This is a genomic window from Methylomonas fluvii, from assembly GCF_014850975.1.
GTDB classification, from domain to species: domain Bacteria; phylum Pseudomonadota; class Gammaproteobacteria; order Methylococcales; family Methylomonadaceae; genus Methylomonas; species Methylomonas fluvii.
The window spans coordinates 1381141-1408036 of record NZ_JACXST010000003.1 but is presented as its reverse complement, the minus strand read 5'-3'; the positions used below and the strand labels follow the sequence as shown (position 1 = coordinate 1408036).

Genomic DNA, 26896 nt, shown 5'->3' with positions numbered 1-26896 from the left:
TCGAAAGGCTGAAGCGATTAATGTACAAGCTTCGCCGGTGGCGGTGGGCTGTAGCGGCGATCCAGATCATGGTCGATTTTAGTGGTCAGGCTTTCCACTGCTTTGATGGTAAGGCTGGCGTTGGGGCCTTTGGATTCGGAAATGTAATCGCCGATCAATTTGCCATCGGCTACCTTGATCAAACGCCCCATCAGATAAGCGAATAAAAAGCTGGGTTTGTGTAGCCTCCCTACCAAAATGTAGTCGGCGTGGTAATGCTTGCCCAGTTGCGCGGCGGCGTCGGCATGGTCGAACAAATAGCCGACGCCGCTGTTAGCGGCCTGCTGTGCCTGGCCCGGTATGGCTACGACCACGTAGCCGGCGCGGGCTAATTCCTGTTCCAGCAGCGGCTTGATCGACGCGGTTCTTTGCAATTCAGCGGGTACGCCCGGTGCTAGCGTCAGGTCTTTCAATTCAAAATCCAGAACGGCGATGCGGGTCTGCGCCAGTGAATTAAAGCTCAGCATGCAAAAGAGCAAACTGCTTAATAGGGTTTTTTGCATCATGTTTTGTCGGCTTCCTGGGCTTGAATCGCGGTGATGACGACCGTATTGACGATGTCTGTGACTGTGCAGCCGCGGCTTAAATCATTGACCGGTTTGTTCAGGCCTTGCAGGATAGGGCCGACGGCAATTGCGCCGGAGGAACGCTGCACCGCTTTATAAGTGTTGTTACCGGTATTCAGGTCTGGGAAAATCAATACTGTGGCGCGGCCGGCGACGTGGCTGTCGGGTAGTTTGGTTTTAGCGACGCTGGCGTCCACGGCGGCATCATATTGCATCGGGCCTTCCAACTGTAGGTCGGGACGTAGGCTTTGGGCGATTTTTACGGCGTCTCTGACTTTATCCACCGCCTCTCCCTTGCCGGATTCGCCGGTGGAGTAGGACAGCATGGCAACCCGCGGCTCGATGTTGAACATGCGCGCCGTTTCGGCGGCGTTAATCGCGATGTCGGCTAATTGCGCTGCATTGGGGTTAGGAATCACCGCGCAATCGCCATAGACCAATACGCGATCTTCCAGGCACATGAAAAACACGCTGGAAACAATGGATGCGCCGGGTTTGGTTTTAATGATTTCGAAGGCCGGACGAATAGTATGTTGCGTCGAATGCACCGCGCCGGAGACCATGCCGTCCGCATAATCGAGATGGATCATTAATGTGCCGAAATAGCTGGGATCGGCCATTAGATCGAAGGCGGTATCGTAAACGATGCACCGATGTTTGCGAGCTTGGTAATAGGTTTCGGCGAACAATGGCCGCAAATCCGATTTAATCGGGTCGATGATGTTGACGTTGTCCATTTTCAAGGCCATGGCCTGAATTTTCTGCCGGATCTCGGTTTCGTTACCCAGCAGGGTGATTTTCACGACATCGCGCAGCAGCAAAATCTCCGCCGCGCGCAGAATCCGCTCTTCATTGCCTTCCGGTAGCACGATATGTTGCTTTCTGGCTTTGGCGCGCTGCAACAGATCGTACTCGAACATCAGCGGCGTAATTTTGTGGGAAACTTTGCTGCACAGCCGCAGCCGCAGTTCCACCATATTCATGTTACTTTCGATTAATCCCAGCGCGGTGGCAATCTTCCGGTCATCTTGCGAATGCAGGCGGGCGGTGACCTGGCTGACCTGCAAAGCCGTGGTGAAGGTGTCGGAATCGACGCCGAGTACCGCGAACGGCGTACCGCCCAAGCCATCGATTAATTTTTGCACTTGGGGGGCAGGTTGTTGATGGCCGGTCAATATCAAGCCGGCAATCTGCGGATAGTTGCTGGAGTTGTAGGCCATCAGGCTGGCCATGATGATGTCCGATCTATCGCCAGGCGTGATGATCAAGTCGTCGGTTTCCACATAATCCAGAAAGTCCGGTACCAACATCGCCGCCACTTTGTAGTGATATACCTCTCGGCTCATGGTTGCGCTTTCGCCGGAAAACACTTTGGCACCGATTACTTTGGCGATGTTGCCGACGGTGGGTTTTTCCAGGGACGATTCGGCAGGCACCACGTACACCGGAAATTCGTTGGAATGATTCAAGCTGTGGCGCAGGCTGGCAATTTGATTTTGCGCGACCCCGATGATGACAGTGGCCAGCGATTCGCAATCGTGCTCGTGCATGGAATGTTTCAGGCTGGCCAAACCATTTAAAATTTGTTCGTCGCTGCGATTTTCGCCCTGCATAACAGGCATCATCAGGCAGCCCAAATTGTTGGCGACATCGGCATTGAAATCGAATTCAAAAATGGCATTGCCGTGTCGATAGTCGCTGCCGACGCAGAGCACATGGTCGCAACGGGCCTTCAACGCTCTATATTTGGCCAGAATGGTTTTCAGCAGTTCGTCGTACTGTTCGTTTGCCAAGAGCTGCCTGGCTTCCGCGCTGGTACAGCCATACATGGCTTCGTAGGGTGTGGAGAGCTGATAGCGGTGGCTAATGAATTGAATCAAGTCGTCTTTGTCGGTATCGCTTTGAATAATGGGCCTAAAAAAACCGATATTGTCCGCGTAGCCGGATAACATTTCGATGATCGCCAGCATGATCAAGGATTTTCCGTTACCCTCGTCGACGCCGGCAATATAGATGTCTTGCGAAATCAAAGGCTCGCTTGGTGCATGGGGCTGAGTTGGATTCATGATCGATGACTTAATGTATTGATGGGAAAGTCTAACCGAGGATGTTGCCACATGGCGGGCCGGTTGGCGACTGTATATTTTTATTTATTCGGGCACCGCAGAGGTATTGGATGCATGCAAATAGTCTTTGGCTATCATAGGTTTGGATTTATAAAATAATGTAATATCAAAATAATTATTGATTAATCTGCAAGCTTGGCTTTAATGGCTATACTACTAGCCGGGCGCAGGGATTACTTGAACAACAGAGATGGCGAAATTTACCGTTTATTTTAAAGACAATGCAATCCATACAGGTGTTTTTGATTCTGGTGTAGTGCATATTGGTCGTGATGAAACCAATGACCTAGTGGTTGATAGTCTTGCCGTTGCGCCCGCGCATGCCGTTGCCGTGATTAAAGACGGCAATTGCGTTCTCAAGCAATTAAACGAAAAGTTTCCGCTGTTGGTCAACGATCAGCACACCAAAGAATGGAGCTTGCAAAACAACGACATCATCAACATCGGTAAGCACTATATCGTTTACAACACGACCGACGAATTTTCGGAAAAAGTCCTGGTATCCACGCCAGCCGACTTTGGCGATGCCGACGTGCGGGCCTTAAATGAAAAGCTGGAAGATGCCGTTAAATCCCCCGAAGCCAATTTGCAAGTGTTGAATGGCATGCATATCGGTCGAATTCTGCGCTTGAAGAAAGCTATGACGCGCCTGGGCCACGAAGGTGCGGGGGTTATTGTGATAGCCAGACGCAAGGACGGTTATTTCCTTTCCGCTCTGCAAGGTCATGAGGGCCTGGCGATTAACGACGAGCCCCTGGGCGACCGCACCGTGCAGTTGCAACGCAACGATGTGATTGTCGTTGATAGTACCTCAATGCAATTTTTCTTGGATTAAGCGCATGACATTTGAAAAAAACGATGATAAACGCCGTTTTCACAGGATTTTTTACCATACGGGCGCTGTGTTGACCGGTTCGGGTCAAACCTATCCTTGCAAAATTATTGATCTGTCCTTGCGCGGTTGTCTGTTGGATTGTGAGCAGCCCTTAGCCGGTCACACTGATGCCTTGTATACCTTGAAATTCGATTTATCCGAAGAAATCAGTATTAGCATGGAAGTGGCGGCAACCCATGCCGATGCCAATAGGGTGGGTTTTAAATGCGTGCATATCGATATAGACAGCATTTCCAACTTACGCCGATTGGTGGAACTTAACCTGGGCGATAGCGAGTTGCTGGAGCGGGAGTTGGCGGCCCTGGGTGATTTGGCTGAACAAGCCGATCATTAATCCGGATTGTTACCTCGATAAAGTCAGCTCAATCCAGTCAGCCAAAGTCTAAAACGCATACCCCATTCCGACGTATAGCCTACTGTCGTAAAGACAATTTCACCGGCGCCGTTAATAAAAAATACGGCCGGTACGCCCCTAATCCCATAGCGTTGACCGATATTGCCGCTGTTGTCGTTCACAACTGGCCAGTTCAGTTGTTTCTCGTTCAGATAGTTCTGTAATGTGCCGTCGTCGCCGGAGCGCACCGCTACCGTCAATCCCGGATAATCCCGCATTATGTTGCTGATACTGCTCTGCATGCTTCGGCATATCCCGCACCATTCCGCCCAGAAATACAACACAGCCGGGCCTTTACTTATGCGTGGCATAGGGTTTTCGCCGGTCAGCGTGGATTGAACTATAGGCGGTGGCGTACCGCTGACTAAATCCTGATGGACCAGAAATTGCCCCGCAAAGATAAATAGCGCTGCAAATATATAAAATCCCAACTTTTTTAGCATTACAAGCCTTGCATCACGCTGGCACCGTGTTGTTTTAGCCAGAGCCGGCGTTGCTTAAAGTCGGGTAGGTGTTCGCCAACCAATTGCCAAAAAGCAGGAGAATGATTTTTGTGTTTGATGTGGCAAAGTTCGTGAACTAACACGTATTCCAAAACTGCGGCGGGAGCCAGCATTAGTAGCCAATTCATATTGATGTCGTTTTGCGGACCGCAGCTGCCCCAGCGGCTTTTTTGGGTTTTGATGCGGATGCTGCGCGGAAACAGGGCAAAGCGCGGTGCGTGTAGATCGACCCACTGCTGGACATGCTGTTTGGCCTGGTTTTTCATCCAGCGGATCAACGCTTGCTGGATCAGTGCGGAGTATTGTTCATCGGCAATCCCAGCCGGTAATTTCACCCAAAACATCTCGTCGTTCAGCAACTCAATGCGGACCGTTTTGGCTTTGCCGGTGGTAATTTTTAGCGGTAAGCGGCGGCCTTGGTAAGGCACCTGCGCGCCATCCCGATACTCGCTTGGTGCTAGCTTGGGGGCGGCGGTTTGCACTCTGCCGGCAACGCGTTTTAGTGCGGCTTCTATCCAGTCTTTTTGGGCATGCACAAAATCCTGAATGCGCCGTTCGGACACTTTCAGCGGGGCTACCACTTCTATTTTGTCGGCAGTGACCACGATACGGGTGTTTTTGGCCCGACTGCTGCGGCGCAGATTGTAAGTTAACGGGGTGATTTGCTTGTTCAAAAAGGCGATTCCAGCATTCTTAATTTAAGCTCGGTCCACATGCTTAAGCGGTCCGAACCCCCAACATGTTGCCCGGAGCCTTTGCTTTTGGCAAGCCATAAGCCGGTACCGTTAAAGCTGTAAACGGGCTGCAAGTCGCTGCGCTGCGTAGCGGGGACTATGCTCGGCTTCAGATTGTCCAGCACCAAGGGTACTGCGCGCGGCGAGTCGAAATAGGTCAGTACCATATGCGCCTGATTCAGTTCCAAAGCCTTGACGTAGGTAATCCGCAGTTTACTTTCATCGACGCCCATTTCCACTAAGGTAAAATATTTGGCGATGGAGTAATCTTCGCAATCGCCGGCGCCTTTAGCCAGAAACTCGGTTGGCGCAGCCCAGTAATCGGTTTTTTGCCACAGGATAATATCGTCAACAAACTCGATGTTACTGTTGAAAAAGTTATTCACCCGTTCCAATTTCTCCGCTTCAGGCCAGCTCTTGCCGTTCTCGATCAAACTTTGCCAGTCCACAAAACGTTGCTTGGCGGCCGCACCGTATTTTTTTTCGACTCTATCCAGCAGGCTCTGATCGATTAACAGGCCGGCTGCCAGCGCAATGCCGAAACACAAGCTGAAGGCGATAATAGCTATTTTGGCAGCGTTGAGTGCGCCCTGATTAACGGCTGGCACCGACGATTCCTATCGCCTTTAAGCGGCGATAATCCTTATCCGATTGCACGTTTTCCGCCAAGATCGAAATATCCAGCAATGTGGAAATTTCTTGCATGGTTTGCACGAACGCGTGTTTTTGCGAGGAACTGTCGATGCCGTTGCCGATGTCGCGGGCCAGGCGAATAAAGTCCGGTTTCAGGCGTTTGACCAATTCCGCCGACATGGATTGGGTTTCGAAGCGCTTTATCATCACCCGCGCGCCCCAAGAATGTGCGGTCTCGATGAAGGCCTGATAGGCGTCTATATCCTTGACGACGGCATAAGCGGACAAGCTGAATACCAGTTTTTTGGCTTCCGCCGGATTTTGTTTGATCAGTTTTTCCAACCAGAGCCGGAAATCGCTGTTTTTGATGGTGCGGGTTGATACGTTGACGGCGATGGCGTGTTCAATGTGATTGTGTCGAATATGCTCCAACGCGATGCGAATGACGCCTTTATCCAGGTCGACAATTTTGGCGAATTTTTCTGCTATCGAGATGAACGGGCCGATAGCCACCAGGCCACCCTGTTTGTCATGCACCTGAATGAAAGCTTCTTCCATCAATAGCTCGCCGCTACTGAAGGCGGCGATCTGCCCGATATACCAAACCGAGTAACCGTCGTTATCGATGCAGTCGAAGACCAAGTCTTTCCAGGTGGCAATATCACGAGCAAAATTATCGCCGGTACGGATGAAATAACTGTTGGCGCCGATCAGATGCGCTTGTTCGTAAGCTTCGTGGGCGGCTTCCAATAGAATTTCGGTGGTCAGCAGCGGATTGAACGCAACCACGCCGATGTGGGCCAAGTCGGTTTTTTGGTAACGTTCGCCCAATTCCGTCACTTCGTTGCTGAGGGTTTTCACCAACCCTTCCAATTGTTCCGCATTCCCAATCTTCAGCACGAGTGCAAATTCGGCGCCGTAGAATCGATAAGCTTTGCCGGCTTGTGCTCCAGCCAGATCGGCAATTTTTTCCAGGATGGCGGCAAACGCTTGTAAGAATTGATCGATCACGTCGCTGTCGCGCTCTTTGACCAGATCAACCAGGCTATCGATTTTGATCAAAACCACAAAGGCATCGGCGTCTTCCAATGCCAAATTTTTCATGTCGGTTTCGAACACGGATTTTTTATACAGACCGGTCAAGTCATCGCGTAACAGGCTGGCGCCCATTTGGTCCAGCTTGCCATGCAACGCTGCTATTGTGGTTTTGATTTTATGCGACATCGTATTCATCGATGCCGCTACATTGCGCACTTCGCGGGTCCAGGGTAAGGCTTCGATATTTTCAAAACGGCCATCGCTGATCTGCTGGGCCAGCACATCGATTTTTCTTAGCGAGGCTAATGTGACGCGTAAAAGCAGTGCCAGCAGGACGATGGAGAACAAAAATGCCGCCAGCGAATAATAAAACCCGGATTTGGCTTGTTCATACAGTTTTAAATAGGCGTAGCCGGAGTTGACTGTCACGTAGATCACGCCGCTCATATTCCAGCCCGAGCTGATTTCGCTTTCGGCGGTGGCCGATGTCATTGGCAACAGTTCAGTAAACCAGTCCGGCACACCTTCTACACGTTTGTCGCTGCTCAGCGCTACCAGTTCTTTGTTGTCGGCGTCTACCAGCCTGATTTCCTTGTAATAACCCATATCAAAAATGGCGCTCATCATGGTTTTAATCACCGGATCGTGGTTATCGACCATGTAAGGACTGAGCGATAGACCCAGCGAGGTGGCGGTATCCTGGGCGTGATTCTTCGATTCGCCTTCCAGATAGTCCTTGATGTTGTTGACGCTCAATGCGAAATTGACGCTGAAAATCATCAAAAACAGCGCCGATATCAGGATTAACAATTGTTTGGATAATGACATTTGGCTCAGCTTCCCGTGGCTTCTTGATTGATCATATGCGTCGCGAGTTGTTGTAAGGCGGTGCGGATGTTTTCGCGCAGGCGTGGGTCTGTCTCAATTTCATCCAAGGCTTTGTTCATGCATAGCATCCATTGATCGCGCTCCGATTCGCCAATCTGAAACGGAAAATGCCTGGCGCGCAGCATGGGATGGCCGAATTCTTCGATAAACAAATTAGGGCCGCCCAGCCAGCCGGAGAAGAATTTAAATAATTTGTCTTTGGCACTTGCCAGGCTGGGGGCATGCATGGCACGGATACCCTGGGCTTCCGGCAGAATATCCATGTAAAAGTAGAATCTGTCGACCAGGCTGCGCAACGCATTCTCGCCGCCGATTAACTCGTAGGGGGTGGGGCTCATTACCTATTAACCTCGTATGTGCAATTTCTTTAGGTATACTAGCAGACGGTACCGACAATGCCTTGAAACTCCAGGGCAGTTGCGCGGTCATAGCATTACTTGTAACTTTGAGAGGATAACTGATCATGCGTTTAAATACTGCAACTGCTCGTTCGGAAGCCGGCATACTGGCGACCAATAAGGTTTTAAAGAATACTTATTTATTGCTATCGATGACGCTGCTGTTCAGCGCTGCTATGGCTGCGGTAGCCATGACGCTGGATTTGCCGCATCCGGGCTTGATAATCACCATGGTAGGCTATTTCGGCCTGCTGTTTTTAACCACCCGTTTCAGTAACAGTGCTTTGGGCTTGGTGTTCGTGTTTGCATTGACCGGTTTCATGGGGATGACCTTGGGGCCGATTTTAAACATGTATATACACGCGTTCAGCAATGGCCATGAACTGATTTTAACCGCACTGGGCGGTACTGGCGTGATTTTCCTGGGCTTATCAGGCTATGCCTTAACCACCCGTAAGGATTTTAGTTTTATGGCTGGCTTCCTGATGGTGGGCGTTCTGGTAGCGTTCTTCGCGGGTTTGGCTGCGTTACTGTTCTCGGTACCCGCGCTGTCGTTGGCGGTTTCAGCGATGTTCGTATTGTTGATGTCCGGTATGATTTTGTATCAAACCAGTGAAATCATCCATGGCGGCGAAACCAACTACATTTTAGCCACTGTGTCATTGTACGTGTCCATCTACAACCTGTTCACCAGCTTGCTGCAATTGTTGGGCGTATTCGGTGGTAACGACTGATAATTCCGTCAATTACACTGTCGCTGAGTGTTGGAGCAACGCGAATTGACTAAGCGACTCTGACAAATGAAAAATGCCCCGTCGGGAAACCGGCGGGGCATTTTTTTTGAGTATGGGCATTCAAGCTGGGTGAGTGCCGCGACGGGCTGGTTTTCGCCTGTTACTTAACCGGTCCGCAACGATGTACTGGCCGTTTTAATGTTGTTCGGGGCTATACCAAGCTTCAGCTGCCATTTTGTACATTTCTTGAAAAATGACTTTCAATAATTGAAAAGCTGAAATAGCTATCAGCGCCCCGATAGTGACTCCGGCCATAGCGACAAGTGCAATTTTCATAATGCCTCCTCTTTTGATCGAATAAAGTGTGAACAGCGTCTTAAAAAATCCCGCTTCGGGCGCGATTTTCCTATGTTAAACAAGGATTTCAAGTGGTTTTTAAACGACAACTGTCGCGCGATTTTTCAATGTTACGTATCTTCAGAGACTTAACATTGGACCTTAATGTTGTTTGCTAAATTTTTTTTTTCAGAGGCTATGTCTTTACCTCGCGGACGCTGATTTTTGAAAAACGTTTAAACGGATATTATCGGATCGGACTTATACTCTGGTGCTGCGGTTAATAGACGCAAAAGGGACCTACTCATGCGGTATTTGACTTAAGCAAATAAGCTGGTTAACTACAATAAAGGGGGATAAAACGATGAACAATAAACTATTGCCAAAAATTGACGAGAGCCTGGTGTCCAAAATCGTGGATATTTTCTATTCCAGCATGCTCGATGACTATCGAATCAACCGGTATTTTTATTCTAGGCCCATAGAAGAGCAAACCAAACCGCTGAAGCAATTTGTAAACGCTTTGCTCAGCGCACAGACAGTCGAGCCTAAAAAACTTTCCGAATTGGCTGATGATTATTTTGCGGCGGCGTTTGCCAGAGGGAACGCCAAGCCCAGTTTGGTCAATAATCGAGACTTTGCGTTTTTGGAGATGTTCGTTACGGGCGATTTAGTCGGTAGCGACGAGAAACCCCATTTGACCCTGCTCTGTCCCGGCCATTCCCATTTTTTAAGGTTACAGCCGATTGACGATAACTACGATGTGATTTTGGAACTGTTGCAAAACAGCCTCAATCAATTGCAAGTTCCGCGGGAAACGGCTGACCAGATCATGGCATTTGCTGCTTCCGGCCGGGACGGGATTCTTGGCAGAGGTCAGGCTATCTATGACGATGGGGATATAGCGACCGATTTTCGAACACATGGTTAACTTTACTATGGTCTAAAGTTCGGAAATTGCTGAACGTAGCTGTTTCGTTTGGGCAGGTATTTTGTCAAACGCGCCAGTGTTAACGAATCTACAAATCTTGGGCTTGACTAAACCTGAGTTATCAGCATTCAATCAAATTCACCGCCAAACCGCCGCGTGAGGTTTCCTTGTATTTGGTTTTCATGTCCGCACCGGTTTCGCGCATGGTTTTGATTACCTTGTCCAGTGAAACAAAATGTTTACCGTCGCCGCGCAGGGCAATTCGCGCCGCGTTGATAGCCTTTACTGACCCCATCGCGTTGCGCTCGATACAGGGTACCTGCACCAAACCGCCAACAGGGTCGCAGGTCAAGCCCAAGTTATGCTCCATGCCGATTTCAGCGGCGTTCTCGACTTGTTCGGGCGTGCCGCCCAATACTTCGGCCAGCGCGCCGGCAGCCATAGAGCAAGCGACGCCAACTTCGCCCTGGCAGCCGACTTCGGCGCCGGATAGCGAGGCGTTTTCTTTATACAGGATCGCTATTGCGGCGGCTGTCAGCAAGAAGCGAATAACTCCTTCTTCATTCGCGCCATCGCAAAAGCGCCAGTAATAATGTAATATCGCTGGGATGATGCCGGCAGCGCCGTTGGTGGGAGCAGTTACGACCCGCCCGCCGGAGGCGTTTTCCTCGCTGACGGCAAGTGCAAATAAGTTTACCCATTCCATGGTTCCCACCGGCATGCTCGGGGTTTGCCGGGGGATTTCGCCGCTCAACTGCCGATAGAGATTGGCTGCTCGGCGTCTGACTTTCATTCCGCCCGGCATAACCCCTTCTTCGTGCAAGCCTCGTTCGACGCAGGCTTGCATCACCTGCCAAATGTTCAATAATTTCTGGCGGATTTCCTCTTCACCCAGCCAGGCTTTTTCATTGCTCAGCATCAAATCGCTGATTGATTTGTTATGCGTCGCGCACAGTTTTAGTATCGCTGCACCCGTTTTGAAAGGGTAGGGTAGGCAGGTATCGTCATTGCTCAGCCTGTCTGCAGCGGCCGCCGCGTCGGTCACGACAAATCCGCCCCCTACCGAATAGTAGTCGCTTTGCAGCAGTTCGGCGCCGTTTGCGCCGAATACGCTAAAGCGCATGCCGTTGGAGTGATAGGGGAGTACTTTACGTTGAAACAGCAAATCGGCTTTCTCGTTGAACGGTACCGGGTATCGTTGCAATAGCCTAACTGCTCCGGATTCGCGGATTGTGGCCAGGCGTTGTGGAATGATGGCGGGGTCAATCAAGTCAGGTGCTTCGCCTTCCAGGCCAAGTAATACCGCTTTGTCGGTGCCATGGCCTTTACCTGTCGCACCAAGCGAACCGAATAATTCGATGCGCAGGCGCTGTACTTCATCAATAAAACCTCGCTGTTCCAGATTATTGACAAACGTCATTGCTGCCCGCATGGGCCCAACAGTATGAGAGCTGGAAGGTCCGATACCGATTTTAAAAATATCGAAGACGCTGATAGCCATAATTATCGCCTAAATAGTGCTGAGGAAAGTGTGTCTGGAATAAAGGGGCTGCACCCCTTCAGTTGCAAAGCAATTAACATGCCTCCGTTGCGAGATTATAAACAGCATATAGAATCGAATGGGCAGGAGGGGTATTCCAAACTAGACTTATCGGTAAAGGTTGCTTGCGAAAACAAACTAGGTGCTGGTTTTTTCGGTGCACTCCGAGTGAATCGATCCGCGAATGTCTTTCTTTTAAACCAATGGAATCCGGCCGTGAAAATACTATTTTTAATAGGCTTTAGCATATCCGTATTTTTACCGGTTTGTCAGGCGTTGGCCGAGCCAATGAAATGTGTGGTCGATGGAAAAACGTTGTATACCGATGATCAGGCGCGGTGTGCTAAAGGAGCTATCAAACCAATTAATGGCAGCGTAATAATTTCATCTTCTCCAAAGGGCGTGCCGCGCGCCAATAATAATGCCAAGCCAGCGCTTGAAGTGCCGTCCGGCCTTAATGGTATTCTTCAGCAATTTGGTATCACTGAAAAGGAACTGGAGAATGGCTGGCAAACCGTTATGGAAGCCCATAAGCGGGGCACATGGAAGGCGCCTGAATTGCCTGAGGATGACAAATAGCTGTTCTTCAACACACCAAAAAACGGCATGGGCGTGAGTCGTGCGCCAGGGCATAAAAAACCCCGCGAAGCCGATGACTTGCGGGGCTTTGGGATAGTCCGGGCCCGTTAAGAACGGGCTTAACTATTAAAGGCTGTAATACATATCCAGTTCAACTGGGTGAGTGCTCATGCGTAGACGAGTCACGTCTTCTTGTTTCAGTGCAATGTAGCCATCGATGACGTCGTCGGTGAATACGCCGCCACGAGTCAAGAACTCGCGATCTGCATCCAGAGCTGCCAAAGCTTCGTCCAGAGAGAAAGCAACTTGTGGAATCGCTTTTTCTTCTTCTGGCGGCAAGTCGTACAAGTCTTTATCCATCGCTTCACCTGGGTGAATCTTGTTTTGGATACCGTCAAGACCCGCCATCAACATGGCAGAAAACGCCAAGTATGGGTTAGCAGTTGAGTCTGGGAAACGTACTTCGATACGGCGACCTTTAGGGTTGGTGACGTAAGGAATACGGATAGACGCAGAGCGGTTACGCGCTGAGTAAGCCAGCATCACAGGCGCTTCAAAACCAGGAACCAGACGTTTGTAGCTGTTGGTTGATGGATTGGTGATAGCGTTTAATGCTTTAGCGTGTTTGATGATACCGCCGATGTAGTACAGCGCGGTTTCAGACAAGCCACCGTAAAGGTTGCCGGTAAACAGGTTCACGCCGCCTTTGGCCAAAGATTGGTGAACGTGCATGCCGCTGCCGTTGTCGCCAACCAGTGGTTTGGGCATGAAAGTAGCTGTTTTGCCGTAAGCGTGAGCGATGTTAGCGATTACATATTTCAAGCCCAACACTTCGTCGGCTTTTTTAACCAAGGTGTTGAATTTAACACCGATTTCGCACTGACCAGCAGTTGCCACTTCGTGATGGTGTACTTCAACAGTTTGGCCGATTTCTTCCAGAACCAGGCACATGGCAGAGCGCATGTCTTGGAAAGAATCGACTGGCGGCACGGGGAAATAACCGCCTTTAACGCCTGGACGGTGACCGATGTTGCCGTTTTCGTAAACTTTTTCAGAGTTCCAGCCGGCTTCTTCTGAGTCGATTTGGTAAGAGCAGCCGCCCATGCTGGTGTTCCAGCGGACGTCGTCGAAAATGAAGAATTCGTTTTCAGGACCAAAGAACGCGGTGTCGGCGATTCCGGTAGATTGCAAATAGGCTTCAGCGCGTTTGGCGATAGAGCGTGGGTCACGAGCGTAACCTTGCATATCTTTCGGTTCGATAATATCGCAACGTAAGATCAGGGTTTTGTCGTCGAAGAAAGGATCGATGACCGCTGTGCTAGGGTCTGGCATCAGAATCATGTCCGATTCGTTAATGTGTTTCCAGCCGGCGATGGACGAACCGTCGAACATGTTACCTTCTTCAAAGGTGTCTTCGTCGATGCTGTGCGCTGGGAAAGTAACGTGTTGTTCTTTGCCGCGCGTGTCACAGAAACGGAAGTCGACAAATTTTACGTCGTTTTCTTGGATTAATTTCAAAACGTGATCAACAGACATTAGTGAGGGTCTCCGTGGGTTGTAGTTGTTTTGGTTGATAAGCTAAACGTTTTAACAATATCATCAAATGTAGTAAAGAGCTATAACAAACAAGGCCTCCAGAGGGCTTTTAAGTCAATGGAGGCTTATAGGTTTATAACGATAAATTTGCTTAGGCTAGCAACTTAAAAAGTGATGACCACGTCCGCAGTAACCAAAAATTGGTTGTGGCGTGTACCGTTGTCGAACGCTTTAGCATTATCGGTAAAGTCATAACGCACGTTTGGACGCAGGTTCAACCATTTTGCCGGTTTGTAGCTTAAGCCGGCTGTCACGGCGTAATAACCGCTAGCTTCTTGAAATGGTACGTAGTTAGCGCCGTAGTTGCTGCCGCAAGCGAAATTGTCGCCTACAGTGCCAGCCGCTGCGTAACAACGGCCTGGGCCAAGCACTCGGATGCCGTTATGATCACGGAACCATTCTGCGCGCAGACCGGCTGAGACTTTGTCGTTGACGTCATAAATCAAATATTGGTTGACGCCATACCATTCGGCGTCTTCCCTGCCGTCTGGAAGCCCTGCAAGGCTTGCGTTCCCGGTCCAGATATTATTGGCAAAACCGTGATCGTGTTGAATGATGTAATGCAACTTGTCGGTGAAATTGTGCTTGCCGACGATGCTGTACATGGCCCATGTGTCTTTGCTGTTTTCGGAGCGTTCGCCAGCCGTTGAAGTAATAGCCAGAGATGTGCCGGCGTCGTCGCTTGTCCAGGTTACCCCACCCAACCAAGCCCAGTTGCCCAGGTCTCTGTCCCAGTTGCCGTCCCAGCCGCCCGAGTTGCTTCCGGTAACTGCACCGCCCATTACTGTCCAATTCGGATTGAATGCGTAGGTTGCGAGTATGCCAGTATGGGTAAATGGTTCGCCATATTGCATAGTGTAGGGTTTGGTGATGAAGAAGTTATCGGGAGCGGTAACTACTTCGTAACCGATTGGAGTATAAAAGTGTCCGGCTTTGACTGCGATACCATTACCGAATGGGAGGTTAAATTCGGCGTATGCTTGTGGTAATGCCAAGCCGTAGAAGCGTTCCCCGTGTCCGCTCAAATTCAGATCCCAGTTGCCACGGTCACTGTCCGCTAGGGTGCCGGGGTCGAATCCGAATGAACCGTAAGCTTGTGTAAACGCGGCATCGGTACCGTACATCACATCGACGCGACCGCCGATGTCGAAAGAGTCGCCGTTCACATTGATAGCTTTTTGCAAATACAGATACAACTGGTTGAGTTGCAATTCACCGCTACGGTCGTTGAATGTCACTGGGCCGTTAAAACCGTCACCGTTGCTACTCATGTTGGCGCCGACGCTACTGTTCAGCCAGCCGCCAACCTTCAGATTATGATCGGTCATGAATTTCGATGCGTTTGGGTCAATCCCCGCTGCACCCAGTAGTCCGGATGCTTCTGTCCAGCTGTCCGCGCTAGCGGAGGCACTGCAAATCACCATTAACCCGGCTAAGCAAGCGCGGCTGTGTGATTTTGTTAACGTTGTGTTGTTTCTCATGGTGGTTATCCCCTTGGTTCAGTGACTACTGAAGATTATTTAGCAGTTTTTAGGCCATATTCGATTTATTAAAAATCAATAAGATAGGCGGCATATGTAGGCTAGTTCATGATTCGCAATGGTGCAAATTCTTTTTGTTGCACCAAAGTAATGCAGTGTTGCTATGTTGCGACAACGCCCCGTTTATTCTTAAAGCAAACCACTGAAACTGGCAGATCAAGGCCTGTAGGGTGGTATTGAGTTGCAATGGTGCAATCCAAAATGCGTTGCACTGCTTTGGTGCGATTCTGTTGTCCTTTTAATGGATGTGTTTAATAAAGCTTTAAAAATCATGGGAATAAATAGTGGCATGCATCATGCTTTGCTTGTTTCGGGAATTTATTAACTCAAGCAAAGAGGTGTTGAACTATGAAACTGATAACAGCGGTGGTTAAGCCGTTTAAGCTAGACGACGTGCGTGAGGCGTTGTCGGATATCGGTGTATCTGGCGTGACGGTTACTGAAGTAAAAGGCTTTGGTCGGCAAAAGGGCCATACGGAACTGTATCGTGGTGCCGAATATGTGGTGGATTTTTTACCCAAAGCAAAAATCGAGGTAGCGGTTGCGGATGCTTTGCTTGAGCAAGCCGTCGAAGCGATTGTGAAAGTAGCCAATACCGGGAAGATCGGCGATGGCAAAATTTTTGTAACCGATCTGGAGCAGGTGGTTCGGATCAGAACCGGCGAATCCGGCGAAGAAGCTCTTTAATATGAAGATGGGGAAACCAACAATGAAATATTTAACAGGCATGGCGCTGTTCGCGCTGTTTGGACTCTCGGGCATGGCGTTTGCGGAAGAAGTGGCGGCACCGGCCGTGCAAGCCACCGTTAACAAAGGCGATACCGCCTGGATGATAGTTGCCACCGTACTGGTTGCGTTAATGGTAATACCTGGCTTGGCCTTGTTCTACGGTGGTATGGTGCGTGCTAAAAACATGCTGTCTATCTTGATGCAGGTCTTTGTGATCTTTTCGTTGACGGCGATTATGTGGGCGACCTTCGGCTACAGCGTCGCGTTTACCGAGGGTAACGCCTTCTTCGGCGGTTTCAGCAAGGCATTTTTGAAGGGTATTACCCCGGATTCGATGGCGGCCACTTTCAGCAAAGGGGCTTATGTGCCGGAGTTTATTTATGTAGCGTTCCAGCTGACATTCTCGGCTATTACGCCGGCCTTGATCATCGGCGCATTTGCCGAGCGGGTTAAATTTTCAGCGGTGCTGTTGTTTACCGTGATCTGGTTTAGTTTCTGCTACTTACCGATGGCGCATATGGTTTGGTACTGGGCAGGCCCTGATGCCTATACCGATGCGGCCGCTGCGGAAACTGCCGGTGCGACTGCGGGCTTTTTATTCCAAAAAGGCGCCTTGGATTTTGCCGGCGGCACCGTGGTACATATCAACGCAGGTATCGCCGGCTTGGTCGGTTGCTTAATGATAGGCAAGCGTATTGGTTATGGTAAAGAGTTTATCGCACCGCACAGCGTGACCATGAATATGATAGGGGCATCCTTGTTATGGATAGGCTGGTTTGGCTTTAATGCAGGTTCCAACCTGGAAGCCAACGGTCTGGCGGCATTGGTTTTTGTCAACACATTGCTGGCGGCGGCCGCGGCAACGCTGGCGTGGATGGGTGCGGAATGGGCTGTGCGCGGTAAACCCAGTATGTTGGGTGCTACCTCAGGCGCGGTGGCCGGTTTAGTTGCGATTACGCCTGCTTGCGGCTGGTCAGGGCCGATGGGAGCTATCGGTTTGGGCTTAGTAGTCGGTGCAGTATGCTTCTGGTCGGTAACCTTTTTGAAACACGCGATGAGTTACGACGATTCGCTGGATGCGTTTGGTGTGCACGGGGTGGGCGGTATTATCGGCGCCTTGGGTACTGCTGTGGTTGCTAGCCCTGATTTGGGTGGTACCGGCGTCTGGGACTACGTCACCAACGCAACCTTGCCTGACTACAGTGTGCTTACCCAGCTTGCCAGCCAAGCTTGGGGTGTAGGCATCGCCATCGTTTGGTCCGGCGTGGTGTCCTTCATTGCCTTCAAAATTGCCGATGTGGCTCTTGGTCTGCGGGTTAGCGAAGCGACTGAGCGCGAAGGTCTGGATGTCACCGAGCATGGCGAAACCGCTTATCACGTTTAGGGTTGAAAGCTGCGGTTAACGCGAAAAGAAACGGGTGGTCGGCGATGGCTGCCCGTTTTTGTTATCATGAAGCACTACTTTGGTGCTTTTGCTCGGGTAAATTGTAGGTTCTACCGGAATTATTTATTATGGTGGCAACAGTGACGAAACAGCTTTTTAATCATTCGAATTTGGGGATAGCATGAAATTAATTACAGCGATTATCAAACCATTCAAGCTGGACGACGTCAGGGAAGCCTTGTCCGAGATCGGGGTGGCGGGTGTAACGGCAACCGAAGTAAAAGGCTTTGGCAGGCAAAAAGGCCATACCGAGTTATATCGTGGCGCTGAGTACGTGGTGGATTTTCTGCCTAAGGTCAAGCTGGAAATTGCAGTTGCGGAACACGTTGTCGACCAAGCCGTGGAAACCATCGTCAAAGCCGCCAACACCGGCAAAATTGGCGACGGTAAGATTTTTGTGACCAACCTGGAACAGATTATCCGTATCAGAACCGGCGAGACCGGAGAAGACGCTATCTAAGTCTTCAACAAAAAATAAAAAGCAGTAGAACATCAAAAATCGCCCTGGTCTGCGCGTTATTCGCAGACCAGGGCGATTTTGTTGTTTATAGACTGCTTAAAAATAACAACACACCATCATCTAGTGAAAGACAATGACAACAATAAAAAGAACGCTGATGCTGATGGCATACAGCTGGATGTTGCCTCAGCAGGCCTGGGCCGAAGGCATTAACCAAGCCAATACCGCTTGGGTGTTAACCTCTACTGCACTGGTTTTATTCATGACCATTCCTGGTCTGTCGCTGTTTTACGGCGGTTTGGTCAGGAGCAAGAACGTGCTGTCGGTACTGATGCAATGTTTTGCGATTACCTGTCTGGTATCACTATTGTGGCTGGTCGGTGTTTACAGCTTCGTATTTACCGATGGCGGCAGCTGGCAGCAGTTTTTGGGGGGCGGCAGCAAGATTTTTTTGCCGGACATGAACACGCAAAACGTGATCGGCGATATTCCGGAAACCGTGTTTTTCATGTTTCAGATGACTTTCGCGATTATTACTCCGGCCTTGATTGTCGGCGCGTTTGCCGAGCGGATGAAGTTTTCGGCCATGCTGTGGTTTAGCGGGCTTTGGTTAATCGTGGTGTACATGCCGATTTGTCACTGGATCTGGGGCAACGGCTGGTTGGCGGCGATGGGTGCGAAGGATTTTGCCGGTGGGATTGTGATTCACGTCAATGCTGGGGTGGCATCCCTGGTGGCCGCGTTGGTGCTAGGACGCCGCAAAGGTTTTCCGACGGTGGCGATGCCGCCGCATAATATGACCATGGTGGTGACAGGCGCCGGTATGCTCTGGTTCGGCTGGTTTGGATTCAACGGTGGTAGCGCGTTAAAAGCCGATGGCAGTGCCGGCATGGCGATTGCCGTGACGCATATCGCGGCGGCTGCCGGTGCTTTAACCTGGATGACGATTGAATGGCTGCGTTTTAGTAAACCCAGTGTGTTGGGTATCGTCACCGGGATGGTCGCCGGCTTGGGCACCATCACACCGGCGTCTGGCTTTGTCGGGCCTATTGGTGGTTTGGTTATCGGTATTGTGGCTGGCGCGGTGTGTTTTTACGCCACGCAATTCGTCAAACGCCGTTTAAAAATCGACGATTCTTTGGACGTATTTCCGGTACATGGGGTCGGCGGTTGCGTTGGTTCGATTTTAACCGGCGTGTTCGCTGCTGAAAGTTTCGGCGGCTTGGGATTAAACGGCGTTACTATCGCCGAGCAAGTCGGCGTACAAGCGCTAGCGGTTTTAGTGACGGCGGCCTGGAGTGCTTTATTCAGCTATGTTTTGTTGAAACTCATTGATGCGTTCATCGGCTTACGCGTCAGCGAAGATGAGGAGCAGCAAGGTCTGGACATCGTGCTGCACGAAGAAACCGGCTATCACAATCTGTAACCATTAGCGGTTAAAATCTACGCTTTTCATAGCGGGCAGGGCGGATAGCCGCATTGCCCGCATCTCTATAACATCAGGAAAATCATGCCCATCACTCTCGAAGCTTTAGAACCCATCGTCCGCGCGGCCGGCGACGTGGCGATGCGATATTTCAACGATCTAGACTCTCTGGCGATTAACAAAAAGAGCGCTCGCGACCTGGTCACCGATGCCGATGTCGCGGTGGAAAATTATCTGAAACAATCGCTCAGCGAGCACTGCCCGGAATACGGCTTTTGGGGGGAGGAAAGCGGCCAAACCGCGAATCAAACCAGCCGCTGGATCGTCGATCCGATTGACGGTACCCATTCTTTCTCCAAAGGCCAATATTTTTGGGGGATCAGTGTGGCTTTGGAAATCGACGGTGAATTGATGATGGGTGCGGTTTACGGCCCGGCGTTGGATGATTATTACTGTGCGGAAAAAGGCAAGGGGGCCTGGAAAAACGGCAAACCTATCCGGGTCTCGGATGAAACCAGCCTGGCCAGCAGTATGGTATCTACCGGTTTTGCCTGCCTGCGCCAGTATTTGGAAGATAACAACCTGCCGCGTTTCAATCGCATCGCCCAAGCTACCACCGGCCAACGGCGCTTGGGTTCGGCCGCATTGGATTTATGCACGGTTGCGGATGGCCAGGTCGATGCTTTTTGGGAGCAGGAACTCAATCTTTATGACATTGCCGCGGGCGTGTTGATAGCCAAAGAAGCAGGCGCAACCATTACCGACTTTAAAGGTAACCCCGGAGTATTTCCAAAGCAGGTCTTTGCCACAAACGGCAAAATTCTCGATCAGCTATTGCCTTTGATGTAAGCGTCTTTCATCAACATCTCGCAGCGTTTGGCAATATCGATAGCTTGTTGTGCGGACGAGAAGCCGGCGTATTTTCCTGCAAACTGTTGGGCGGCCTGGGTGTGTTTCGAATTGCGCAATAGCTCAGTCAGGGCTGCCTTGTAGTTGAGATTTTTGTTTTCTGCACTGATATAAGAGCCCACGCCCAGAGCTAAGATATTTTGGGCGCTTATCAGTTGTTCCAGCTGAGAAGGCAATGTCAGCAAAGGTTTTCCGGCCAACAAAAACGCCGATACTGTTGCCAAGCCGCCATGGCAAATGCCCAGATCGCATTGATTAGCGGCCGCTGAGATGATTACGGGATGTGGTGTTATGTGCAGATTGGCGCTGCTGTTTTTCTCTATGAAAGCGGGCGTTGTGCCGGGGATATGCATCAATATCGACCAAGGCGACGCCCGCAACTGTTTTAACAACACTTCCAGGCCGGGATATTCCGGCCGTAAATAGACGAATATTTTTTCGGCTCCGACGCTAGGCCAAATCGGCTCGATGCCGTCGGTTTGCAAAATATTCGGTCCCCAATAGTTTGCTGTACGCCACTGTCGATAATGGTCCAGTTCCGGAAACGTGCAGATAAAGTCATCCGCAAGCTCGAACAAGTCCGCCAAAATCCTTAGTGGTGGTGTATTCAAACACTCTAAAACGGAGTTAGTCGTGCTTAACACCTGGCTTTCTACAGTGCTTAAGGCCTTATCGCTAACACGCATCCAGGGGCGAATATTGGGCATCGGACTGATGCGCGGCGGCGAAAAAAAGCCGGTGCCGAATCCCGCTCTAGGCATGTCAAATTTGCGGGCAGCTAGTAAGGCGGTCGGTGCGTGGTCGCATATGATCAAGTCAGGGGCTACATGGCGATAAAGGGATTGCCAGGCTTTTACTCGGGTTAACAAGCCGGTTTTATCGGCAAATCCCGCATTTTGTAGAATTCCCGGATAACTGGAGGCTGGCGTTTGCGGACGATTGTCCGGCCAGCGTATCGGGGCTTGTAGGTAACAAAAGTGATCCTCAGCTAACAAAGTGTCGGCGTATTCCAAATCTTTAAGCGCGAATATGACCTCGTGCCCGAGTGATTTCAGCTGTCGGGCTACGGGCAGGAATGCGGCGGTATGGCCGTAGCCGGCCCCTAATTCCCAGCAATACAGAACTCTAGCCATGGCGGTGTATTGGTATGCCAAATTGTCGAGATTGGAATTTGTTTAAAACCTTCAGGAATAGCTTTTGTTGAAACAAATGGTTTAAGAATTTATGCGTCAGCATTTATCTGGGGCCACTATGGCAGTAAATAATAGAAATTAGACTGTTTGCTTATGATTGTGACTCATCGATAGTATTCAGTGCCATAATTAGCGCACAAGGTTTTTATTCTTTAATTGCGCCGTATCTACCCTGCTAAATTCTCATGATCTTACCTATATTACATTCAGAAAAGTTATCAGGTTTATGCGGACGAATGGCAATGCCACCGATGTCTTCGCGCCAGTGCCTAAACCGGGCAATTCGCCCCCTTGCATTGAGTTCCAAGGAAGTGCTGCTGGCAGCGGCGGCCGCTTTATCTTTCGCGCCATTTTCAGTACAAGCTTGGACTCTGGATTTTTCTTCAAGGTCCTATAACTTTAACGAAGCGGATGGTGCTGTTCAGGTTAACGTTAGTCTGGCTAACAGCTCCGGCGATTATGGCGGTTGCACCATAAGCGGCGATGTAGTCGCGGCCGGTGGCAGTGCAACCGCAGGCAGTGACTACAATATTTCGGGTGGCAGCTTTTCTTTTAACGTCCCCTTTATGTTTGGCGGGGCTCATTCCGATAGCGCGCCGGTATTTATCAATATTATCGACGATACATTGGTAGAAAGCACTGAAACTGTGACCTTATCTCTTCAGAATGTAACGCCAAGCTGTACTGGTGATTCGGTGTCGGCGGGCGCGTCAGCGGTTGCCAATATCGCGGACAACGACGTTGCTCCGCCCCCACTACCCCAACGACGCCGACAACTCCTACATCGCCGACGCCCAACTTAAGCGCTGATCCGACCTTTACCCCCAATCAGCAAGCAATTTACGAAGGTTTAACCAGTGCTTGCTCGGGAGCGAGCGGCGATTTATTGGCCCGCTGCAATGAAATAAACAACGCCGACCTGAATGCGGTGATTCCAGACGCGGTGGCCGCGCAAGGTGCGGCGGCTGTAGATTTTGGTTACAAGCAATTTTCCGTGGTGCATGGCCGCATCGTTAATCTACGCAACTCCCAACAGCAAAGCGCCTCCTTGCTCGGTTATTCCACCATTAATATCAACGGCGAAACCATACCGGTCGGCAAGGCGTTGATGACGGCACTAGGCCCGGCGCGCGGCGGGGCGGCAGGCGACGATCCAAACGACCAACCGTTCCGCGATAGCCCGTTAGGTTTCTTTCTCAAAGGTCAATTCAATGTCGGCGAAAAAGCCAATACCAGTAGCGAACGAGGATTCAAAGCCGACAGAAAGGCCGTTACCTTCGGTCTGGATTACAGTTTTATGGATGAATTGGTGTTGGGTGCGGCTTTTGGATACGGCTCTACCGATACCAATTACAATTTGAACAGCGGTAGTATGTCGACTGATGCGTACGAGTTTTCGTCGTATGGCAGCTATTTCCTGCCGCAGTCATTTTATATCGACTGGATCATGAGCTATGCGCTGCATTCCTTCGATATCAATCGGCGCATTCAATATACCGGATTCGACAATACGGCTACCAGTAGCGCTAATGGCGACCAATACGGCTTTAGCTTGGGGTTTGGCAAAGATTTTGCGCTGCAAAGTTTTGTTATCAATCCCTATGTAAGGCTGGATTACAGCAAAACCGAAGTGGATAGCTATCAGGAAAGCGGCGGTGGCGGTTTGGCTATGGAGTTTGCCGGCCAATCTATCGATTCGGCGACATCGACTATCGGCGGTCAAGCCAGTAACGCGATCAGCACCTCTTGGGGGTGTTGTCGCCCGGCGTGCGCTTCGAATGGGTGCATCAATATCTGGACGAAAGCCGTTTGATTCAGGCGCGCTTTAGTCAGGCGGCTGCCGGTGCCGGCAGATTCAGCGTAAAAACCGATACGCCGGATCGCGACTATTTCAATATCGGTACGTCGTTGGCATTGAGTTTGCCGGAAGGTCGGGCGGGCTTTTTGCGATACGAATACCGCTTAGGGCAGGCCTATATTACCGATCACACTATCGAGTTGGGAGCGAGAATTCCGTTTTAAGGAATTTGCAGCGAATGATTTGGGGAAGGGGCCGCTCCGGGACATCCCGCAGCGGCTGTCTTTAATTCAGACTTATTTGGCGGCAGCCAATTCCGCGCGCATGTCGTCGATGACTTTTTTGTAATCCGGTTTGCCGAAAATAGCCGAGCCCGCTACGAAAGTGTCTGCGCCGGCTTCTTTAATTTCCCGAATATTGCCGACGTTTACGCCGCCGTCGATTTCCAGGCGTATATCAAAACCGCTGTCGTCGATAATTTTTCTGGCTTGGCGCAATTTATCCAACGCGGATGGAATGAAAGATTGGCCACCGAATCCGGGGTTGACCGACATCAACAAAATCATATCGACTTTGTCCAGTACGTGTTCCAGGTAATGCAACGGGGTGCCTGGGTTGAATACCAAACCAGATTTGCAACCCAAATCTCTGATCATTTGCAGTGAACGGTCAATGTGTCTGGAGGCTTCGGGGTGGAAGGTGATGTAGCTGGCGCCGGCTTTAGCGAAATCCGGAATGATGCGGTCTACCGGTTCCACCATCAAATGGACGTCGATTGGGGCGGTTACGCCATGCTTACGCAGCGCTTCGCAAACCAAGGGACCGATAGTCAGATTGGGCACAAAATGGTTGTCCATCACATCGAAATGCACAATGTCTGCGCCCGCATTTAAGACATTCACAACTTCTTCGCCCAAGCGTGCGAAGTCTGCGGAGAGTATGGAAGGTGCAATCAGATTGTCAGCCATCTTTTGATCCTTTTGGTGAGGTTAAAAATCGGCATTATAACTTTTTTCCGGCGTTTGGCTAAAACAGTGGATTGATTGCACACTTTAGGGTCGCCGGCGCGTGTTTCAAGCCGACACGACGGGCTCAATATTCTTGCTAAGAGCGTAGTCGGTCAGAAATTTTTCAAATTCCGCTATCGGCAGCGGTTTGCTGACCAGATAACCTTGGTAAAGATCGCATTGCCGGCTTTTCAGAAAAGCCAGTTGCGCGGCGGTTTCCACCCCTTCGGCAACCACTCGCATGCGTAGCGTCTTCGCCATGGCGATAATCGTCGCGGTGATTTCCATATCGTCGGTGTGTTGGGGAATGTCTTCAATAAAACTTTTATCAATTTTTAAGACATCCAACGGGAATAGTTTCAAATAAGCCAGTGACGAATAACCGGTGCCAAAATCATCAATGGCTAGATGCACACCCAAGCCGTGCAGCTTGTGCAAAATTTCGATAGCTTCTTTTTCGCGCTTCATCAACGCGCTTTCAGTGAGTTCGAGTTCCAGGCAATCGGCTGGAAAACCGGTTTCTGCCAAAACCTTGGCCACCACATCGCTAATGTCGCTATGCAAAAACTGTTGCGGCGACAGGTTAACCGCCAGTCGCAAGGGCGGAAAACCGGCTTTTCGCCAGCGCTGGCCGTGGAGACAGGTTTCTCTCAATACCCAATTGCCGATACTGGTAATCAGACCGGTTTCCTCGGCAATCGGGATGAAGCGCAGCGGTGGTATCAGTTCGCCGCTGGCAGTCTGCCAGCGGACCAAGGCTTCGGCGCCGATAATCGCGCCATTCTCGATGCAAATTTGCGGTTGGAAAAACACCCGCAATTCGCCTTGCTCGATAGCTTGGCGCAGGCGGATTTCTATATCGATACGTTCACGAGCGGCGCGCGTCAAATCTTCCGAGAAATATTTGAAACGGTTACGGCCCTCGTTTTTGGCTTGATACAAGGCCGTATCGGCTTGTTGGATCAACTCGTCCGGCGAAGCGCCGTGTTCGGGAAACATGGCGATGCCGACACTGACGCCGATGCGCACTTCATGGCCGCTGGGTAGCCGCCAAGTCTGGTTCAAGGCATTGATGATTTGCGTGGCCACATGCGCGACGGTTTCAGGTTGGTTGACTTCCTCCAGCAACACCACGAATTCGTCGCCGCCCAGTCGGCAAATAGTGTCGCTGGTACGCAGCCGGCTAGTCAGGCGCTCGGCGACCATTTGCAGCAAATCGTCGCCGGCCAAATGGCCGAAACTATCGTTAACGTCCTTGAAACGGTCCAAATCTAGCATTAACACCGCCATCTTGTTGGCCTGGCGGCGGGCTTTCTCGATGTTGTGTTGCAGGCGCGACAGGAACAGCATGCGGTTGGGCAATTTCGTCAGCGGGTCGTGGTGGGCCAGGAATTCCAGTTCCATTTCCGAAGCCTTTAACTTGGAAATGTCGGCAAACACGCCCACGTAATGGCTGATCTCGCCCTTGCCGTCACGCACGGTGCTGATGCTCAACAATTCCGGATAGACTTCGCCGCATTTGCGGCGATTCCAAATTTCGCCTTGCCAATGATCCGTTGTGGCAATATGGGCCCACATTTCCCGGTAAAAATCGGCGTTGTGGCGGCCGGAACTTAAGATGCTGGGGCTATGACCGATCACATCCCGATTGTCGTAACCGGTGATGTTGCTAAAGGCTTTGTTGACCATCGTGATTCGGCGATGAGCGTCGGTAATCATCACGCCCTCTCGGGTGCTTTCGAATACGGCGGCGGCTTGCCCCAAGCGCTCTTCGTTGGCTTTGATGTCGGAAATATCGGTAATGGTGCCGACATAACCGCACAATCCGCCCGCTTCGTCCAGTTCCGGTTCTGCGCGTCCCACCACCCAGCGCACGCTGCCGTCCGCCAATAGAAAACGGTATTGCATATTGAAAGGCTGCAAGGCGGATACGCAACGCTGCCATTCGGCAATCACGGATTCGCGGTCTTCGGCAAGCAAACCGGCTATCCAGCCGCCACCGTGTGAATCAATAAAATGCAAGCCGGTGATTTCGCACCAGCGGTGATTGACGTAGTCGCATTCGCCTTTTTCGTTGGTGCGAAAAATGCCGACCGGGGCAATTTTCGATAAGGTATGGAAGAGTAGTTCGCTTTCCTGCAACGCGATTTCCGCTTGCTTACGGGCCGTGATGTCGCGCAGTCCGATGACATAGGCCGGCGCGCCCTCCCATTCCAGTGGCGTGGAGCGCAGTTCCGCCCAGGCTATGCCGCTGGGACGAATCAGGTTGATGTCTTGAAATTGAATTTTGTCGGCGGAAATCGGAATTGCCAGGGAATGGCCGATCAGGCTGCCGCGTTCCAGTAATTGCTCTGCTGCTTGATTAGCATAAATAACGACGCCTTGCGGGTCGACCACCATTACGCCGTCGGTAATGGTGTCCAGGATCAGATTGAGTTGTTTGAGTGTTTGTGGCATTT

General features: G+C 50.7%; 25 protein-coding genes and 1 pseudogene. 12 read left to right on the top strand and 14 right to left on the bottom strand.

All coding sequences use genetic code 11. The features are described from left to right. Positions 1-17: 17 nt before the first annotated feature. A complete protein-coding gene (locus EBB_RS24010; protein ID WP_192396157.1) occupies positions 18-545 on the bottom strand; it encodes a DUF2380 domain-containing protein in 528 nt (175 codons plus the stop codon). Continuing rightward, positions 542-2671, bottom strand: coding sequence for a phosphate acetyltransferase (gene pta, locus EBB_RS24005; protein WP_192396156.1), 2130 nt, complete (start codon positions 2669-2671; stop codon positions 542-544). Before pta ends, EBB_RS24010 begins: the two co-directional genes overlap by 4 nt. Before the next feature lie 250 nt (positions 2672-2921). On the opposite strand from pta, the gene EBB_RS24000 reads away from it, so the two are divergent. Then, positions 2922-3566, top strand: coding sequence for an FHA domain-containing protein (locus EBB_RS24000; RefSeq protein ID WP_192396155.1), 645 nt, complete (start codon positions 2922-2924; stop codon positions 3564-3566). 4 nt (positions 3567-3570) lie between these two features. Then, positions 3571-3960, top strand: coding sequence for a PilZ domain-containing protein (locus EBB_RS23995; RefSeq protein ID WP_192396154.1), 390 nt, complete (start codon positions 3571-3573; stop codon positions 3958-3960). Positions 3961-3983: 23 nt separating this feature from the next. On the opposite strand, the gene EBB_RS23990 is transcribed toward EBB_RS23995, so the two are convergent. Genes EBB_RS23990 through EBB_RS23970 form a run of 5 tightly spaced genes read right to left on the bottom strand, consistent with a single transcriptional unit; the run spans position 3984 to position 8154 of the window. Further along, positions 3984-4463, bottom strand: coding sequence for a protein disulfide oxidoreductase (locus tag EBB_RS23990; RefSeq protein ID WP_192396153.1), 480 nt, complete (start codon positions 4461-4463; stop codon positions 3984-3986). Next, entirely contained in the window at positions 4463-5197 is a 735-nt protein-coding gene (locus EBB_RS23985; protein ID WP_192396152.1) for a M48 family metallopeptidase, read from the bottom strand. The genes EBB_RS23990 and EBB_RS23985 overlap by 1 nt, the downstream gene beginning before the upstream one ends. Then, the gene (locus tag EBB_RS23980; RefSeq protein ID WP_229427636.1) at positions 5194-5865 is read right to left on the bottom strand and encodes a transglutaminase-like cysteine peptidase; all 672 of its coding nucleotides are present in this window, start codon (positions 5863-5865) and stop codon (positions 5194-5196) included. Before EBB_RS23980 ends, EBB_RS23985 begins: the two co-directional genes overlap by 4 nt. Beyond that, complete coding sequence (locus EBB_RS23975; RefSeq protein WP_192396151.1) at positions 5852-7756, bottom strand: bifunctional diguanylate cyclase/phosphodiesterase; 1905 nt, start codon at positions 7754-7756, stop codon at positions 5852-5854. Before EBB_RS23975 ends, EBB_RS23980 begins: the two co-directional genes overlap by 14 nt. A 5-nt stretch (positions 7757-7761) precedes the next feature. Then, positions 7762-8154 carry a group II truncated hemoglobin gene (locus EBB_RS23970; RefSeq protein WP_033155379.1) on the bottom strand — a complete coding sequence of 131 codons (393 nt, stop codon included), beginning with the start codon at positions 8152-8154 and terminating at the stop codon, positions 7762-7764. A gap of 125 nt (positions 8155-8279) precedes the next feature. Between EBB_RS23970 and EBB_RS23965 the strand changes: the two genes are divergently transcribed. Next, entirely contained in the window at positions 8280-8948 is a 669-nt protein-coding gene (locus tag EBB_RS23965; RefSeq protein ID WP_171695947.1) for a Bax inhibitor-1/YccA family protein, read from the top strand. 195 nt (positions 8949-9143) lie between these two features. On the opposite strand, the gene EBB_RS23960 is transcribed toward EBB_RS23965, so the two are convergent. Continuing rightward, positions 9144-9284 carry a hypothetical protein gene (locus EBB_RS23960; protein ID WP_155931185.1) on the bottom strand — a complete coding sequence of 47 codons (141 nt, stop codon included), beginning with the start codon at positions 9282-9284 and terminating at the stop codon, positions 9144-9146. 364 nt (positions 9285-9648) lie between these two features. On the opposite strand from EBB_RS23960, the gene EBB_RS23955 reads away from it, so the two are divergent. After that, positions 9649-10215, top strand: coding sequence for a globin family protein (locus EBB_RS23955; RefSeq protein ID WP_192396150.1), 567 nt, complete (start codon positions 9649-9651; stop codon positions 10213-10215). Positions 10216-10336: 121 nt separating this feature from the next. Here EBB_RS23955 and EBB_RS23950 read toward each other — a convergent pair whose 3' ends face one another. Then, the gene (locus EBB_RS23950; RefSeq protein WP_192396149.1) at positions 10337-11716 is read right to left on the bottom strand and encodes an L-serine ammonia-lyase; all 1380 of its coding nucleotides are present in this window, start codon (positions 11714-11716) and stop codon (positions 10337-10339) included. 255 nt (positions 11717-11971) lie between these two features. Between EBB_RS23950 and EBB_RS23945 the strand changes: the two genes are divergently transcribed. Beyond that, on the top strand, positions 11972-12334 hold the full coding sequence (locus EBB_RS23945) for a hypothetical protein (protein ID WP_195880907.1): 363 nt from the start codon (positions 11972-11974) through the stop codon (positions 12332-12334). Positions 12335-12460: 126 nt separating this feature from the next. Here EBB_RS23945 and glnA read toward each other — a convergent pair whose 3' ends face one another. Both glnA and EBB_RS23935 read right to left on the bottom strand, forming a co-directional pair. Then, entirely contained in the window at positions 12461-13870 is a 1410-nt protein-coding gene (glnA, locus tag EBB_RS23940; protein WP_192396147.1) for a glutamate--ammonia ligase, read from the bottom strand. A 164-nt stretch (positions 13871-14034) separates the two neighbouring features. Next, positions 14035-15258: a porin gene (locus EBB_RS23935; protein ID WP_225587737.1), complete on the bottom strand. Its 1224-nt coding sequence runs from the start codon at positions 15256-15258 to the stop codon at positions 14035-14037. A 561-nt stretch (positions 15259-15819) separates the two neighbouring features. Here EBB_RS23935 and EBB_RS23930 point away from each other — a divergent pair. The 5 genes from EBB_RS23930 to EBB_RS23910 all read left to right on the top strand — a co-directional run bounded on the left by EBB_RS23930 (position 15820) and on the right by EBB_RS23910 (position 20379). Further along, a complete protein-coding gene (locus EBB_RS23930; protein WP_020485491.1) occupies positions 15820-16158 on the top strand; it encodes a P-II family nitrogen regulator in 339 nt (112 codons plus the stop codon). A 22-nt stretch (positions 16159-16180) separates the two neighbouring features. Then, positions 16181-17584, top strand: a complete 1404-nt coding sequence (locus EBB_RS23925) for an ammonium transporter (RefSeq protein WP_101055169.1) — start codon at positions 16181-16183, stop codon at positions 17582-17584. A 181-nt stretch (positions 17585-17765) separates the two neighbouring features. Beyond that, the gene (locus EBB_RS23920) at positions 17766-18104 is read left to right on the top strand and encodes a P-II family nitrogen regulator (protein WP_020485493.1); all 339 of its coding nucleotides are present in this window, start codon (positions 17766-17768) and stop codon (positions 18102-18104) included. Between the two features lie 157 nt (positions 18105-18261). Further along, a complete protein-coding gene (locus EBB_RS23915; RefSeq protein ID WP_192396456.1) occupies positions 18262-19530 on the top strand; it encodes an ammonium transporter in 1269 nt (422 codons plus the stop codon). An 84-nt stretch (positions 19531-19614) separates the two neighbouring features. After that, a complete protein-coding gene (locus EBB_RS23910) occupies positions 19615-20379 on the top strand; it encodes an inositol monophosphatase family protein (protein WP_192396146.1) in 765 nt (254 codons plus the stop codon). On the opposite strand, the gene EBB_RS23905 is transcribed toward EBB_RS23910, so the two are convergent. Then, positions 20358-21572, bottom strand: a complete 1215-nt coding sequence (locus EBB_RS23905) for a glycosyltransferase (RefSeq protein ID WP_192396145.1) — start codon at positions 21570-21572, stop codon at positions 20358-20360. The two genes, EBB_RS23910 and EBB_RS23905, sit on opposite strands and share 22 nt — an antisense overlap. Before the next feature lie 356 nt (positions 21573-21928). Between EBB_RS23905 and EBB_RS23900 the strand changes: the two genes are divergently transcribed. Both EBB_RS23900 and EBB_RS26800 read left to right on the top strand, forming a co-directional pair. After that, on the top strand, positions 21929-22435 hold the full coding sequence (locus EBB_RS23900) for a Calx-beta domain-containing protein (RefSeq protein WP_192396144.1): 507 nt from the start codon (positions 21929-21931) through the stop codon (positions 22433-22435). 305 nt (positions 22436-22740) lie between these two features. Beyond that, positions 22741-23654: pseudogene (locus EBB_RS26800) on the top strand (autotransporter outer membrane beta-barrel domain-containing protein). A 72-nt stretch (positions 23655-23726) separates the two neighbouring features. On the opposite strand, the gene rpe reads toward EBB_RS26800, so the two are convergent. Together rpe and EBB_RS23880 are read right to left on the bottom strand one after the other, a co-directional pair. Next, positions 23727-24398, bottom strand: a complete 672-nt coding sequence (rpe, locus tag EBB_RS23885; protein WP_020485499.1) for a ribulose-phosphate 3-epimerase — start codon at positions 24396-24398, stop codon at positions 23727-23729. A 105-nt stretch (positions 24399-24503) separates the two neighbouring features. After that, the gene (locus tag EBB_RS23880; RefSeq protein ID WP_192396138.1) at positions 24504-26894 is read right to left on the bottom strand and encodes a sensor domain-containing protein; all 2391 of its coding nucleotides are present in this window, start codon (positions 26892-26894) and stop codon (positions 24504-24506) included. Positions 26895-26896: the final 2 nt, after the last annotated feature.

Coding starts and splice junctions, on each gene's coding strand:
- EBB_RS24010 (WP_192396157.1), bottom strand. CDS start 545: ATGATGCAAAAAACCCTATTAAGCAGTTTGCTCTTTTGCATGCTGAGC.
- pta (WP_192396156.1), bottom strand. CDS start 2,671: ATGAATCCAACTCAGCCCCATGCACCAAGCGAGCCTTTGATTTCGCAA.
- EBB_RS24000 (WP_192396155.1), top strand. CDS start 2,922: ATGGCGAAATTTACCGTTTATTTTAAAGACAATGCAATCCATACAGGT.
- EBB_RS23995 (WP_192396154.1), top strand. CDS start 3,571: ATGACATTTGAAAAAAACGATGATAAACGCCGTTTTCACAGGATTTTT.
- EBB_RS23990 (WP_192396153.1), bottom strand. CDS start 4,463: ATGCTAAAAAAGTTGGGATTTTATATATTTGCAGCGCTATTTATCTTT.
- EBB_RS23975 (WP_192396151.1), bottom strand. CDS start 7,756: ATGTCATTATCCAAACAATTGTTAATCCTGATATCGGCGCTGTTTTTG.
- EBB_RS23970 (WP_033155379.1), bottom strand. CDS start 8,154: ATGAGCCCCACCCCCTACGAGTTAATCGGCGGCGAGAATGCGTTGCGC.
- EBB_RS23965 (WP_171695947.1), top strand. CDS start 8,280: ATGCGTTTAAATACTGCAACTGCTCGTTCGGAAGCCGGCATACTGGCG.
- EBB_RS23960 (WP_155931185.1), bottom strand. CDS start 9,284: ATGAAAATTGCACTTGTCGCTATGGCCGGAGTCACTATCGGGGCGCTG.
- EBB_RS23955 (WP_192396150.1), top strand. CDS start 9,649: ATGAACAATAAACTATTGCCAAAAATTGACGAGAGCCTGGTGTCCAAA.
- EBB_RS23950 (WP_192396149.1), bottom strand. CDS start 11,716: ATGGCTATCAGCGTCTTCGATATTTTTAAAATCGGTATCGGACCTTCC.
- glnA (WP_192396147.1), bottom strand. CDS start 13,870: ATGTCTGTTGATCACGTTTTGAAATTAATCCAAGAAAACGACGTAAAA.
- EBB_RS23935 (WP_225587737.1), bottom strand. CDS start 15,258: ATGACCGATCATAATCTGAAGGTTGGCGGCTGGCTGAACAGTAGCGTC.
- EBB_RS23930 (WP_020485491.1), top strand. CDS start 15,820: ATGAAACTGATAACAGCGGTGGTTAAGCCGTTTAAGCTAGACGACGTG.
- EBB_RS23925 (WP_101055169.1), top strand. CDS start 16,181: ATGAAATATTTAACAGGCATGGCGCTGTTCGCGCTGTTTGGACTCTCG.
- EBB_RS23920 (WP_020485493.1), top strand. CDS start 17,766: ATGAAATTAATTACAGCGATTATCAAACCATTCAAGCTGGACGACGTC.
- EBB_RS23915 (WP_192396456.1), top strand. CDS start 18,262: ATGCTGATGGCATACAGCTGGATGTTGCCTCAGCAGGCCTGGGCCGAA.
- EBB_RS23910 (WP_192396146.1), top strand. CDS start 19,615: ATGCCCATCACTCTCGAAGCTTTAGAACCCATCGTCCGCGCGGCCGGC.
- EBB_RS23905 (WP_192396145.1), bottom strand. CDS start 21,572: ATGGCTAGAGTTCTGTATTGCTGGGAATTAGGGGCCGGCTACGGCCAT.
- rpe (WP_020485499.1), bottom strand. CDS start 24,398: ATGGCTGACAATCTGATTGCACCTTCCATACTCTCCGCAGACTTCGCA.
- EBB_RS23880 (WP_192396138.1), bottom strand. CDS start 26,894: ATGCCACAAACACTCAAACAACTCAATCTGATCCTGGACACCATTACC.